This is a genomic window from Vulcanisaeta sp. EB80 (genome assembly GCF_002078205.2).
Map to the genome: position 1 here is coordinate 70,356 of NZ_LCWN02000002.1, position 13,428 is coordinate 83,783.

General features: G+C 45.1%; 15 protein-coding genes. 4 read left to right on the forward strand and 11 right to left on the reverse strand.

Annotated features, from left to right (window positions below; all coding sequences use genetic code 11):
- Positions 1 to 6 precede the first annotated feature (6 nt).
- From B7L70_RS00900 to B7L70_RS00910, 3 genes are read left to right on the forward strand one after another with little or no spacing between them, the layout of a single operon-like run.
- Positions 7 to 1,545 carry a type II/IV secretion system ATPase subunit gene (locus tag B7L70_RS00900; protein ID WP_081226015.1) on the forward strand — a complete coding sequence of 513 codons (1,539 nt, stop codon included), beginning with the start codon at positions 7 to 9 and terminating at the stop codon, positions 1,543 to 1,545.
- Positions 1,517 to 1,873 carry a hypothetical protein gene (locus B7L70_RS00905; protein ID WP_081226016.1) on the forward strand — a complete coding sequence of 119 codons (357 nt, stop codon included), beginning with the start codon at positions 1,517 to 1,519 and terminating at the stop codon, positions 1,871 to 1,873. The genes B7L70_RS00900 and B7L70_RS00905 overlap by 29 nt, the downstream gene beginning before the upstream one ends.
- A 6-nt stretch (positions 1,874 to 1,879) precedes the next feature.
- Positions 1,880 to 2,731 carry a hypothetical protein gene (locus B7L70_RS00910; RefSeq protein WP_081226017.1) on the forward strand — a complete coding sequence of 284 codons (852 nt, stop codon included), beginning with the start codon at positions 1,880 to 1,882 and terminating at the stop codon, positions 2,729 to 2,731.
- Here the strand turns inward: B7L70_RS00910 and B7L70_RS00915 are convergent.
- The 6 genes from B7L70_RS00915 to B7L70_RS00940 form a co-directional block, all read right to left on the reverse strand.
- Entirely contained in the window at positions 2,728 to 3,126 is a 399-nt protein-coding gene (locus tag B7L70_RS00915) for a hypothetical protein (protein WP_238376021.1), read from the reverse strand. The two genes, B7L70_RS00910 and B7L70_RS00915, sit on opposite strands and share 4 nt — an antisense overlap.
- Entirely contained in the window at positions 3,126 to 3,761 is a 636-nt protein-coding gene (locus B7L70_RS00920) for a hypothetical protein (RefSeq protein WP_238376023.1), read from the reverse strand. Before B7L70_RS00920 ends, B7L70_RS00915 begins: the two co-directional genes overlap by 1 nt.
- 42 nt (positions 3,762 to 3,803) lie before the next feature.
- The gene (locus B7L70_RS00925; RefSeq protein ID WP_202908656.1) at positions 3,804 to 4,250 is read right to left on the reverse strand and encodes a hypothetical protein; all 447 of its coding nucleotides are present in this window, start codon (positions 4,248 to 4,250) and stop codon (positions 3,804 to 3,806) included.
- Positions 4,247 to 4,639: a hypothetical protein gene (locus B7L70_RS00930; RefSeq protein WP_081226020.1), complete on the reverse strand. Its 393-nt coding sequence runs from the start codon at positions 4,637 to 4,639 to the stop codon at positions 4,247 to 4,249. The genes B7L70_RS00925 and B7L70_RS00930 overlap by 4 nt, the downstream gene beginning before the upstream one ends.
- A 109-nt stretch (positions 4,640 to 4,748) precedes the next feature.
- Entirely contained in the window at positions 4,749 to 4,976 is a 228-nt protein-coding gene (locus B7L70_RS00935) for an ATPase (RefSeq protein ID WP_081226021.1), read from the reverse strand.
- A gap of 37 nt (positions 4,977 to 5,013) precedes the next feature.
- On the reverse strand, positions 5,014 to 7,419 hold the full coding sequence (locus B7L70_RS00940) for a tRNA(Met) cytidine acetyltransferase TmcA (protein ID WP_081226022.1): 2,406 nt from the start codon (positions 7,417 to 7,419) through the stop codon (positions 5,014 to 5,016).
- 189 nt (positions 7,420 to 7,608) lie between these two features.
- On the opposite strand from B7L70_RS00940, the gene B7L70_RS00945 reads away from it, so the two are divergent.
- A complete protein-coding gene (locus B7L70_RS00945) occupies positions 7,609 to 7,950 on the forward strand; it encodes a Rieske (2Fe-2S) protein (RefSeq protein WP_081226023.1) in 342 nt (113 codons plus the stop codon).
- Between the two features lie 40 nt (positions 7,951 to 7,990).
- Here B7L70_RS00945 and B7L70_RS00950 read toward each other — a convergent pair whose 3' ends face one another.
- The 5 genes from B7L70_RS00950 to B7L70_RS00970 form a co-directional block, all read right to left on the reverse strand.
- Complete coding sequence (locus B7L70_RS00950) at positions 7,991 to 9,391, reverse strand: FAD-binding oxidoreductase (protein ID WP_081226024.1); 1,401 nt, start codon at positions 9,389 to 9,391, stop codon at positions 7,991 to 7,993.
- A complete protein-coding gene (locus B7L70_RS00955) occupies positions 9,379 to 10,785 on the reverse strand; it encodes an FGGY family carbohydrate kinase (protein WP_081226025.1) in 1,407 nt (468 codons plus the stop codon). Before B7L70_RS00955 ends, B7L70_RS00950 begins: the two co-directional genes overlap by 13 nt.
- Positions 10,782 to 11,717, reverse strand: coding sequence for an NAD-binding protein (locus tag B7L70_RS00960; RefSeq protein WP_081226026.1), 936 nt, complete (start codon positions 11,715 to 11,717; stop codon positions 10,782 to 10,784). The genes B7L70_RS00955 and B7L70_RS00960 overlap by 4 nt, the downstream gene beginning before the upstream one ends.
- Positions 11,699 to 13,084 carry an NAD(P)/FAD-dependent oxidoreductase gene (locus tag B7L70_RS00965; protein WP_081226027.1) on the reverse strand — a complete coding sequence of 462 codons (1,386 nt, stop codon included), beginning with the start codon at positions 13,082 to 13,084 and terminating at the stop codon, positions 11,699 to 11,701. Before B7L70_RS00965 ends, B7L70_RS00960 begins: the two co-directional genes overlap by 19 nt.
- The coding region (locus tag B7L70_RS00970; protein WP_238376022.1) for a hypothetical protein at positions 13,081 to 13,428 on the reverse strand (348 nt) is incomplete at its 5' end. The genes B7L70_RS00965 and B7L70_RS00970, both read right to left, overlap by 4 nt.

Genomic DNA, 13,428 nt, shown 5'->3' on the forward strand with positions numbered 1-13,428 from the left:
ATTGAGATGAGCCTAGACTTTCAATTAGTTAAGGTTGTTGAGCAGTTAAAGGAGCTGGAGAGATACCCATTGTATGAGCCGTTCGCCTACGCCTCGATAGTTCAGGACGAAAGTACGGGCGATATAATGTACGTCCTTGAGGAGATAGAGCTTGATTCCGTAGAGCGGCAGGTCTATGAGGAGTTAAGGAGAATAGTGATGCTCGAGCTACCACCACCAGAGGAGCTCAGTAAGGTTGGTGATGTCAAGAACTACCTACTAAATGAGCTTAAGAGGATTGTTGGTAGGTATAGGAAGTTATTTAGGAATGTGTCGCCATCCTCATTCGCAAAATTCCTCTACTACATGGACAGGGATTTGCTTGGTTATGGGCCAATAGATGCATTAATGAGGGATGAAAACATAGAGGATATATCATGTGACGGCGTAGGTAGGCCCATCTACGTATTCCATAGGAGGTATGAGTCGATACCCACAAACATCGTGCCCATGACCGACAAGGGACTGGATGACTTAGTTGTAAAGCTCATTCACATGTCAGGTAGGCATGTTTCAGTCGCCACACCGATAGTCGATGCCCAACTACCCGATGGTTCAAGGATAGCAGTTACATACAGGAGGGAGGTTTCACCCGGTGGTTCCACATTCACAATAAGGAAGTTCAGGAAGAACCCATTAACCTTCACCGAACTGGTTAAGTTCGGTAACATAAGTGCCGAAATAGCCGGGTACTTCTGGACGATGCTTGATAACGGCAGGTCATTCCTAGTCCTCGGTGTCACCGGCGCAGGTAAGACGAGCTTTTTGAATGCCATGGCGACATTCATAAGGCCCCACATGAAGATAATAACTGTCGAGGAGGTGCCCGAGATAAACCTACCCCATAAGAACTGGGTTAGGTTGGTTACTAGGCAGAGTTATGGTTCTGAGAAGATAAACGAAATAACACTCTTCGATTTAGTTAAGGCCACCTTGAGGATGAGGCCTGATTACCTAATCGTTGGTGAGATTAGGGGTGAGGAGGCGTATGTCCTGTTCCAGGCGGTGAATACGGGGCACAGTGGTATGTCGACAATGCACGCGGAGTCCTTTGAGGCTGCCGTTAATAGGTTAATGAGCCCGCCAATGAATATACCGCCAGCCTACATACCCGCCATGAGCATATTCGTCATGATCAAGAGGGTTAAGATTGGTGGCAGGTTGACTAGGAGGGTTACGGAGGTCGGCGAGGTCTACATGGATGATAGCGGTAAGATCAGGTTCAACACTGTGTTTAAGTGGAACCCGAGGAATGATACGCATGAATCCTACGTGAGTAACAGCGTATTGGTTAGGCAGATAAGCGATATGACGGGTAAGGATGTCGATGAGGTTTTAATGGAGATAAGCACTAGGTCTAAGATCGTTAGTTGGATGGTTGAGAATGGAATATTTAATTTTGAGGACGTCTCCACATACGTACAGACCTACTATACAAACCCCGATAAGGTGTTAGGTCAGGTAATGGGTAAGGTGGGTGAAGTTGAGATTACTACTCAGGTTTAGGGATACTGACTCATTAGTTAAGTACTTGAGGGAGGAGTTGGATAAGTTAAGCATAGCAAAGAAGCAACTTGAGAAGGGATTGGAGGCTGGGGTGCTCGTGGATATTGTGGAGATTAAGAATGGCGATTTAATCGTCAGTAGGGATAGGATAACGGAGTTCAATTATGTCCTAACGGAGATCAACTCCAGGATTGATATGATAAATGCATTACTTGAAGAGCTGCAGAGCAGGCTTGGTGGGGATAATTACACGGGCTTGGTACTGCTCGAACTTATTGATGGTATTCCACAGAGGGTTTTGTTGTCGCAACCATTAATGCTGGGGTGATGATTCATGTTATTGCCGATACCCATCCTCATAATCGCAATAATGATAGGCATGTTGGTGCTCGGATTGCTTAGGCCTCCATTAACCGTGATAATTCCCCTATTGGGTATATACGCAATACTCATGTTAATCCCATACTTGATACCCAACATAACCATTCATCAATACCTAAACCTACGCTATATAATACTGCCAGTAATCGGTTTTGCCCTGGGCTACGGTATATCATTATTCGCCAACAAATACATGAATATAGACATAGGCTCGCTCCTAGGGTTAAGGCGTGATTTAACGGTTAAGAAGAGGAGGGTAGGTAAACCCAAGCCCAGTGTCTCAAAGAAACCTGAAATAAAGCCTGAACACCTCGATAACATAATTAATGAAACCATAGGGGTCCTCAAACTAGGCGCTACCACAAACAAGGTCTTTGGGATTTGGGGGGAGTATTACGACGGTTGGACAGACGCAATATATGGAATTTCGAGGAATTTCCTGAGTATCAGGGATAGTGCTGATCTCATGAAAAAGGAGGCCATGTTTCTATCTAGGCTTAGGGATTATGAGAAGACGGCGCTAAATCTAGGCTTTACCGTAAGGGAGGAGTCATCATTTAAGAAGGGTAAATCCAAGGTTGCCGAGGATAGTCTTGTGGTTTATGTAAACCCCGAGGATGTAGCGCAGGATCTATTGACGAGCGCCCAGTTGGTAGGCGATTATGTTGATAGGTTTAGCAATATTTTTGAGAGGTTGGTTCGTGATAACGATCAAATATCTCAATATATGGTTGATTCGCCCGTGTTGGTAATTTACGTAGATGGGATTCCAAGGAAGTTTGTAGTAATTCGCCAGGAAACCTAGGATTGAATTATCATCATCATAGGTATTGAATCAATAAGTAATACCGTGACAGGCTTATTCTTCGTATCATCATCGAACGACTCTAGTCTGTCTATCACAGCCTTTATTATGGCTGATTTCCTCTGTACGTAACCGGCAACATCATTTATGAAATCACTCCTTGTGTTCGTACCCGCCTTATAGACAATGCTTAGAGAGAAGGTTTCGGAACCATCACTAAGGAATTTTATCCTTTCGGAGATCTCGCTGGCCAGGGATACATTATTGTTCTCTATCCCAAATACCTCTTGCCAATTCTGTTTGAGCATGTACATGAACCTATACTCATTACTTAGCTCATTCTTTAGGAATTTTATTAAGTCATTTATTGATTTAAAGGTTTTAATTTCGACCATCATGATCCACCACCAAGCCTACTCTCTAGTTCCTTAAATGGGCTTGGGTACTCAATGCTGTCTAATTTAATCGCTGATTCTACATGTAATGAGTTGTTGCTAATCGTTAAAATTGCATTATCGATTGCGTTAATTAGGTCAGCAATTTCATCAGCCCTTAACCCAGTAATACTGCCCAACAAACTCTCTATTGCAACTTTTTCCTTAAGGTTCGGTATTTGGAGTAATGGGCTTCTCGGCAAATCCTGCATTGAGTAACCAACGACTACATCTATTGTTGAGTCATCCATGAACATCACATAATTATCATCCACGCCAAGCTTTGCCATAATTTCCATAACCTGCTTTATCGCCATCAATGCATTAGTGTAGTAATTAATGGCCTCTTTCATTACATCCCTATAACCATTGGCTGTTACTGCGTAGATAATCTCGAGACCTCCAGCCTTGGTTGTGATTTGGGGATTACCCTTAGTTAGTGAGGCTGTTGATTTGCTTCTCAATTCCTTAAGTAACCTATTCATTAGGTCATTGTCTGGATTGTACGCGTGAATATCGTTAATAAGTTGAAGCGTGTCATTAATCTCATTACCAAGCTCTAGGACGACATCCCTTAGTCTGTTATTTGTTAGCACTATCAAGGCTCACCACTATCGCATTTATTATTGTATTTACTGTTATATATGCTTTTCAGCTCTTAATACACGATTGCCGGGTTCCTGTGGAAAACGAGGAATTGTATTGTCGTTAGAAAGCATTATGACTATCGTGGTCGGAATATCGCTGAAGTACCTAACCATAGCCCTGAGGTCATACCCCTTAAGTTTACCTAACCTACTCTCAAGTGTCTCGTAAATCGCGTACTCAAGCTTAAGGAAGAGCAATGCCTTAGAAAATAATTCTTGGTAAGCCCTCCTTGATGGTGACTTATACAGAATTATTGGGAAGGAGTTCGGTATATCGATAACAACCCTCTCACTATTCTCTGGTAAATTATCTGCGCTATTTACCTTATCGTACACCTCAAGTAGATTTTCAACATAACCAATAAGTCTCCTCTTATTCTCTAAAACCCTCCTATATAGCTCATCAATGCTTATGTTTACATCCACACTGGAGCTCATGGTGTGAACACCAATCGCGTCTTCTTATTCGTGTAATCAATAATAACTATTACTGATGAATTACCCTTAACGCCATTTAAATAATTCCTAACCTTATCAATCTCACCAATCACGTAATCAATCCTCTCACTTACAGAGCCTAGCTTATTCAGCAGCCAGGTTGAGTGGGGGGACATGTGGATATTTATGGTGTGCGGTATCGCTTGAATCGTTATCACGCGATGCCTTGGTTGAAAGCCTAGCTTTGCCAATTTACCCTCAATATTCGCGTTGCCCTTTAATTTATTCATCAATTCGCCATAATTATTCCTTAACTCAATTAATTGTTCCCTAATGATGCCTAATTGATCAATGGCATCCTCAATCGATTTGAATAAAATCACTAACATTCAGATCCTCATTAAATTGGGTTATATTTATTCTTTACTTGCGAAATTACCGTTAAGATCATGATCTAAATCTAATTAATAAGTAGTGAAGTTGTAGATCTTCGTTAAATTACTCCCCCTCTCTAATTAATCTCAGGGTTTCCTCAACTGCTTTGTTCAAATACTTAATATCGTTGCGTATCTCCATGATCGTACTAATTAAGGCCGCATTATCTAGACATCTTAATAGTAAATCAGCCCAACTCCTTGAGCCATATATAGCCTTAAGCCTCTTGAGTGCCTCATATTGTTGCTCATCGACTTCGATCACAATCCTCCTCTTACCATTTCTAACCATGGGTTTATAAACGAAAAGCCATTTTATAAGCTAAACCTCACCTGTTTCCACCCTTCTTTTGTGATTTAGTAACGCTAACCATGAACTCAGGTATTTCGGTATACTTTACATAATATTGAATTAGTATCTTAACTATCTCCCTGAGCAAAAGCATCAATGTTGACTTCCTGATATTAAGGACTCTCGCAGCCTCTCTCCACGGTCTGGCCTGCAAGACCTTGCATATTAATGCTGCTTCGTAGGGTGGTGGTAATCGTATATCATCAACACCCAGCCTTAGGTAGTACGTTTTGACCAACTCTGTTATTGCATCGGCTGTGTTCTCATAAGTCATCGGGCCCCAGGCATAGGCAATTAAACGCCTAACCTGGGCCTCGGTCAACCTGGCGCTATACTCACCATCCAGTGCCTCACCCCAGTCGGTCAACAGCATACTGGTAACGTCAGGCTCTAGGTCGTGGAACGGACCTTGTAGTGAATTGAGGAGCCTAAGCCTAAACTCCTTGTTTGCATAAACCACCACATCCCTTGACTTCTCATTTATCGGTTTAACAAGTAGTACACTGTATTCACCACTTATTGGGTTTCTCTCGGGGCTTATGTGGACTGGCATGTAGCCATTCTTAATCCAGAAATTGAGTAGTTTGGCATTGACGCCGAAGCCAACCCCAACCCAATCAAGACCCTTCTCCCTAGCCTCCTCCTCAATATGCCTAAGCATCTCAGTACCGAGACCCCTATCCTGAAGCTCCGGGTGCGTTGCAATCCTTATTATCCTCCAACCCCTCAACTTCGCGAATTCCGAGAGCCCCCAATACTTAATTAACCTATCAGGGATTATGTTACCAGGCAACTTGAGGCCCCTAACGACCAAGTCAATAAGCTCATCACTTATACCGCCTTCCTCAGCCAGCTCCACAGAAACAACTACCTTGCCATTACCAAGGGCCAAGGCCCTCACGAAGTGGTGTGGTGCATCCATCATCATACCCAAGTCATCCGGTTCATTCCTATAATGGGCTTGGACGTATATACCGAAGAATTGCCTAAGCCTTTCCTCATTGCCCAGGAAGAAATCCTCGAGGTCTGGGACTATGTATTTCAAGTCGCGCTTGTTGACGAGTTCGTAATCCTCCTCCACCAACTTAGCCGGTTCTGCATCGAGGAGTAAGGTGTCGAATAACCACTCCTCAACCGGGTCATTGGGCGCATACCTAATTGGTTCCTTAAGCTCGTACTCAATGACCTTAGTGCTCTTGTCCTCGTGTAGGTACTTAAGGAATCTAAGGCTGAAACCCCTACCTGCGCCTTCGTAGCCGTGTATTGTGGATGCGTAGACAACCCTGCTAAACCTCTCGTGAATTCCATAGAGCACTGGTAGTGGTATCATGGCAGCCTCATCAACCACAACCACATCCCTACCCTCCTCACTGAGCATGTCATAAGGCCTAATGTAATCGACAAATATTGAAACACCAACCCTAACCGAAACAACATCATTGCCCCAACGCTCAACATCAACATCATAATTCAAGGCCTTAAGCCCCCTGATGAGGAACTCCATTAATGTAGACACGTTGCTTGGGTTCATCGCCGTAACTGCAAACCTAGCCCTACCCTTAATCCTCCTCAACCTATGGGCCAAGGCAGCCAGGGCTAGGCCTATGATTGCCGACTTACCCCTACCCCTATCGGCTATAAGCACAACATTAAGTCTCCTACCCCTCGGTGGTCTATCCATTAAAGTCTCCATAGCCTTTAAGGCCTCAACCTGGTCCTGCGTCTTAGCTAGCTCGTATATGGGTCTCGGGAACCTGGTCCTGTCGGGTATTGTTATCGGCCTTGGCTTCCAAGTCTCCGAATTACCAAGCTTTGGCTCTTTGGCTATATCGTCCCTATCAACGTCTATAATCAATGCCTTATCCATGCCAATTACCTTATTCCAAAACCTAACCTTCAGGAAGTGCCTAACATGTTCTGGACCGTATTGTGGAACGAGGAGGGTCTGTTGAAACTTTGTAAGTCTCCTCACCCACTCCTCAAGTGGTGGTATCATGAGTATGTACACACCACCACCCCTAACAATACCACCCAACCTACCAACATCGTTTGGCTTCAAATCATTCATTAAATCGAGCACGGCAAAATCGACGGTGACGCCGAGCAACTCATCCGTGTCCTTATACGGCCTATAATCGATACTTATGGGCGTATTACCAATCAACTCCTTAAACTTACCCATCCTCCTCTGGGCATCTGAGTACTCGGGCTGGTACATGTACAACCCATGGGCGTCTTTAACGAGCGATGAGAATGCGCTTAAGGCATCTGCTGCGTACTTGGCTAATTTCTCGTCATTTGTGCCTACTAGTACTATTAATGACCTGTGGTTTGAGGATAACCCCTCCCTAACCAACCCACTCAGCAGGTCAACCCAGCCCATACCACAGTTCGTTAGAGGTTTAGTGGCAGGGCTTATAAACATGTGTGTATTTGAAATGGTGGTGATTAGGCGCGTTGGTCCTGAGCAATGATGAGGGATGGGCGGGAAAGGATGAACACCAACCGACCCATCAGTGAATTATCATAAATGCAATAAAGCTTATATGTAAATTACATTCGACAACGCCGTATGTGGAAGAAAGTAACCATACTTGTTAAGGTCTTTGAAAGGAGGAACTCCGTGATAACCTGGGTCGACAACAAACCAATACTCATAGTCAAGCATAGTGATGAGTACTACGGAATGCTCGCCATCTGCGCACACATGGGTTGTGCCCTACTCACGGACGTAAATGGTTACGTCGCAACCTGCCCAGCACATGGTGCTAAGTATGACGTAAGGACAGGCGAGATGATAGAGAAACCACAGGTAAGGCCTGAGGTTAAGTGCGAATATGCCGATGTTAAGGCTCCATTGCCAACATACAAGGTTAGGGTTACACAGGACGGCTTCCTAGAGGTTGATGTTTAAGCTAAGCGAATGAATTTCAAATTAGCGATACCCATTATTATTATAAATTATCGGGAAAGAACATGCCGCTCTTCGTATTCATGACACTCTTTGGATCCAGGGCATTCTTTATTAGTTTCACGATCTTCACGGCATCACCAAGCTCCTTGCCTACCCATTTCGATCTTAGCATACCAATACCGTGGTGATGACTTATCGATCCGCCATTAACTAGGACCACATTCATGGCTGCATCCCAGAGCTTCCAATACGTTTCTATGATTGGTTTAAATAATACTGTGAAGTATATGCACGCACCATTTAGGTATAGGTGGGATATGTGGGCCATAATGGCAACAACTCCCTCAACCCTCATTAAAGCATCCCTAAACCCAGTATATATTTGCGGTAGCCTAGACCAAGTGCCTGCAACCTCTATCGTATCGAACCAAAGCCCCAATTTCTTAACCCTATCAATTTCCTCCTCAACATTAAACCTACTACTTAACCAATTCTCGAAGTAATCCTCGCCGGCATATTCACCACCATAATCCTCAATAACTCTCCTAGCCTCATTCCACATTGCGTCAATAATGTTGTCGTAATAGCCCTCAAAACTAATAATTAATGTTGGCTTGGCAATACCAAACCTTATGCTTGATTCATACTCATCATAAAGCCTCGCCACGGCAGGTACTAATCTCCTAATCATCAATTCCCTAAGCACCTTAATACCATCATTGAGTGCGTTAAAGGTGAATGAACCATACCTTGTGGATTTCGGTAATGGAACAATCCTCAGAACAGCCTTTGTAATAATACCAAGCATGCCCTCGGAACCAACGAATAAGTACTTAAGTGATGGCCCTGTTGATGCTCGCGGAACAGCGTTTCTCCTAAGCCAAATCACCTCGCCCGTGGGCAGCACCACCTCCAGATTTAATATGGCATCCTCAACATTGCCATATAACGTGCTGTACTGGCCTGAGCTCATTGTTGCTATTAATCCGCCTATTGTTGCGTAATTGAATGACTGAGGAATATGCCTAAGGCTAAAACCCATACTATTGAGTTCCGCCTCGACATCCCTTAACTTGGCACCTGCCTCAACGGTTATTGTCAAGTCATAAGTATCAATATTTAGTACCTTATTTAATCGCGTAATGTCGATTATTATTGAGCCACTGCCCATCGAGGCTCCAGTAACGCTTGAACCACCGCCATAAACAACAATCGGTATTCCCCCGCCATACTCATTCATTATCCTTAGTGTTAATGATATATCGTTAACACTACCTGGAACCACAACGGCTAAGGGCTTGGGTATTTTCTCATGAAGAACCTGCTCCCTCATCATCAACAACGGCCAAAAATCCCTTGCGTACCTGCTTAAGTTCTCATCATCAGTGAGTACCTTATTGGGACCTAGCGCATTGATTAGTTTATTGATTATGTCCTGCATCTCATCCCCTCAACAATCCTCCTAACCACCGATCTACTTAATGACAATTTCTCCTCGTTTGGTTCAGCCACAGTCTCCACCTTAACATGCACACCATCAATTAAGTCCCTAAGGTTTAACTCGCCAGTAAACACCTTAAGCAATGCGGCAACGCCTCTAGCGGTAGCTTCAACATCGAACTGCCTCTCAACCCTAACACCCAGTGCTGTGGCGAGTAATTTAAGAAAGAGGTTGCTCCTAGAGAGCCCGCCATCGACCCTAACAAACCCAACATTAGCAATGCCCCTTATTTTATCGAATATTAAGGCGACTAATTGAACAATACCCTCAACCACAGCCCTCACAAAAACCTCCCTATTGGTATCCAGGGTGAGACCATCGATGAAGCCCCTAGCGCAGGGTCTTTGAGGAACATTGACACCTGCCAATGCCGGAATTACCACTAAATCCCCGATTCTAATCCCCATTAACCTATCCAGCTCCTGTGGTGTGCTTAAAAGACCCAGCTTTATTAACCAATCAATGACGGAGCCGGTGGCAGGTAAGAAGCCCTCAACACCATAGAATAGGCTGTTGCCGATCTTGAGCACGAGTAGTGGTAATAAACCATCACCAGCAAGCCTAAACTTATCAATTGCAACATCGACGAAAGAACCTGTTCCATTAGTTACCTTCCCACAACCAGAGGTTAGGCAACCCTCACCTATCATAGCCGCCTGTTGATCGGCAATTAAGACGCCTACCCTAACACCATCTATTTCGCCATACTCATAAACATTGTCAGTAACCTCAGGACCCACCTCCCTGGGTATCTTCAAAACATCATAAACAACCCCTATCCTCTCCAACCTACCTGGATGCCAAAGCCCTGTCAGCGCCTCATTGGTGGCGTCATTTATGTACTTACCACTGACTAGGTAGGCTAGGTAGGAACTTAACGTCCCAATGTAAGCCTCACCCCTACTCACACGCTCAAGGATATCACGCCTATTCCTCAACAACCACAGTATCTGCACAACGGGTGATGTTGGTATCAACACACTACTCATCAACGGCAACCTCCTCAGTAGGTTGTATGGGAACCTATTGATTATTTCAAGCCCCCTCCTATCAAGCCACGTAACAATGTTGGTAAGTGGATTCCCAGACCTGTCCCAAGCAATGGTTGATGCCCTATACGTAGAAATACCGAGGAACTTAGCACCCCTATCCCTAGCCACGTTTATTAAGTGCCTAAACGCACCCCTCAATGTGTTTGCGTCCTGCTCAACATAGTAACTCCTTGGGAACAATGTTGGTACATTAATGACATCCTGATACTGTGGCTCCAACTCGCTGGAGTAGATGATTAACTTCACGTTGGTCGTACCGACATCAATAACACCAAGGCTCATTGCATCACCCTCCTAATAACGACCTTGTCTGTATCAGGTAACTCAATTACTTCAGCATCACCAGTTATTACATACTCCTTATCATTGATCAGAACCCTACCACCACCCTTTAACGTTACTATCACCCTACGTGAATCCCTACTAACCCTATTACCCGGAAACACGGACACATCACTATCAATCAACACATGCTCATTACCCACGAGCTCCCCAGCCAATATCCTACCACTCTCAATCACAATACCTGGGTCGTACGTCTCAATCACCGCCTGACCAACCGCCCTCAAGCGGGAAAATGGATTGTAGGGCTTAAATATCGATATGACCAATGTATCCGTCTTAACCCACGTATCGTTGATCAATACACGCTCAACCCTACCTGAACCCCTCACGTACCTGACCCTACCGTGTAGAATCTCAATATCCCTAACTATACCTCCTAAGTCCACTCCCTCAGGTGTTACGAGGGTTACTGAGCAACTTCTTTCCAGGAGCGCCTTACTCATGAGTGCTGCGTATGGGTTGTCGCCGTAAACCATAATGTTTCTGCCAGGGAGTAACCCGTAGTGGATTAGGTCGAGGACTGCGTGGAATGGGTATATACCAGCTGGTCTATCCCCGTAAATACCAAGCTCTGGAAGTGCCATTACCCTAAACCCCGTGGCTACGATAGCGTCATCACCAAGTTTTCTATAGCCATCCCTCCAAACCTCGTAATACTCATCATTAATAACCACCGCGGTATGGTTATACTCGACACCAATACTCCTTAAGGCGTTCTCCACGAATTTACCCATATCGGGATATATTGAGTTTACACCGCCTGCGTAATCCCTGTACTCAATTACCCTAACGGGAATGCCGAGCCTGGTTAGTTCCAGGGCTAGTGAAAGGCCCGCTATGCCGGCACCAATCACCGTGTAACTAGCCATGAATCACCACCCGACTTTCTCAACTCTATCGGTACAATCCCCAATTCCTCGGATATAACCTTAATTGCCCGCCCCAGACACATGCCCTGGCAAATACCCATGCCCAACCCCGTCCTAAAGATAACGCCATCCAGCGTCCTGGCGCCACGTCTTATCGCCTCGCGAATATCAGCCCTAGTAACCCCAAGGCATGGGCACACAACCTCACCATCACTAACGTCCTTACCAGACTTAATGCGATCCCTCGTTAATACCATTGGCTCAACCTCCCTAACACCACCCCTAACTCTCAATTCAAGCCCAGCATCCCTAAGCATTGAAACCACCCTCCTGGCTATCGCCGGCGCGGCGGTTAACCCAGGGGATTCTATACCGACTAGGTGTATTACGCGCCTACTCCGCCTGCTGTACGTTATTATGAAGTCGTCACCCTCAGGTATCGGCCTAACACCGGTATACGCCTTTATTAGTACATAATCCCTAACCCTCAATAAGCCGCCGAACTTCTCTGTGAGTACACGAACATCCTCCTCGCTCACGGACCTATCCTCCCTATCACTGGTTGATAGCGTGGGCCCCCATATCGTGGTTCCAAAAACCGTTGGTATTATCGCACCACCCTTCGTTTTCGGGTTGGGAATTATTTGAAGCGGCGCCACGATATTCCTGGTCTGCTCACCCCAGAAGACAAGCATTGTTCCCTTACCAAACTCGAGCCTATAATCATCACCAATCATCCTCGCGACATCGGCTGAGTAAAGGCCGGCGGCGTTGATTAAATACCGTGCTTTATACCTACCCTTATCGGTTATTACTACGACCTCATCTTCCGAGACCTCGACACCCCTAACCTCAGTATTGAGTAGGAACTCAACACCATTAAGCCTACAGAAGTGGTAGAGCTGTGATACTAACTCGAAGGGGTTTATAACGCCATAACCATCAACGCGAACCGCGCCAAGACCCCTCACGTTGGGCTCAATCCTCCTTAAACTACCTGGGCCGACAATACCGACCTTAAAGCCGTGCCTGCCGTATACCCACCTAAGCACTAACCATACGGCGGGTAGCGCAATTAGGTGGCCTAGATTCTTAGCCACCAGTAGTGTACTAAGCCTGTGGAGCCTAACATGGAGTCTCCCAGCTACATCATCATAGTACCTATTACCCTCAATGGCAAGTTTACTCCTGAGTGAGTTGAACGGTGGTTGAACAACATGTATAACACCCGCGTGACCCTTAGAAACGCCAAATCCAGGCTCTGGGTTTCTATCAATAACCAAAACCCTAACCTCGTACTGAGCCAGCTCATACGCCACGAACAAACCAACAACCCCAGAGCCTATCACCACAACGTCATAACTCACGTACGACCACCTCGAACAAGTCCTAAATGCATCATAAACCAAGCAACACTAAATACTAACCCAATAAGTTCCATTGGCAATAATAATACCGAAAGACCTGGTTGGTACAACTTTATGTACCAAAAGGCCATAAGTAGTATTATGATAAATGATAGCGCATCCAGGGAGAAAATGTAAGCCAGACCCCTAGTCAAAGAACTGGTATAGACATGGATCCTAAGTAGTAGGATCACGAGCATAACAGGTGCGGTAGCTAATAAGCCGTAGATAAACAACGGTGAGTCGCTCACTAAGTATGATTGGACAGTTTGTACGTAAATAAGCCCGTACAAGACCAATGGAAT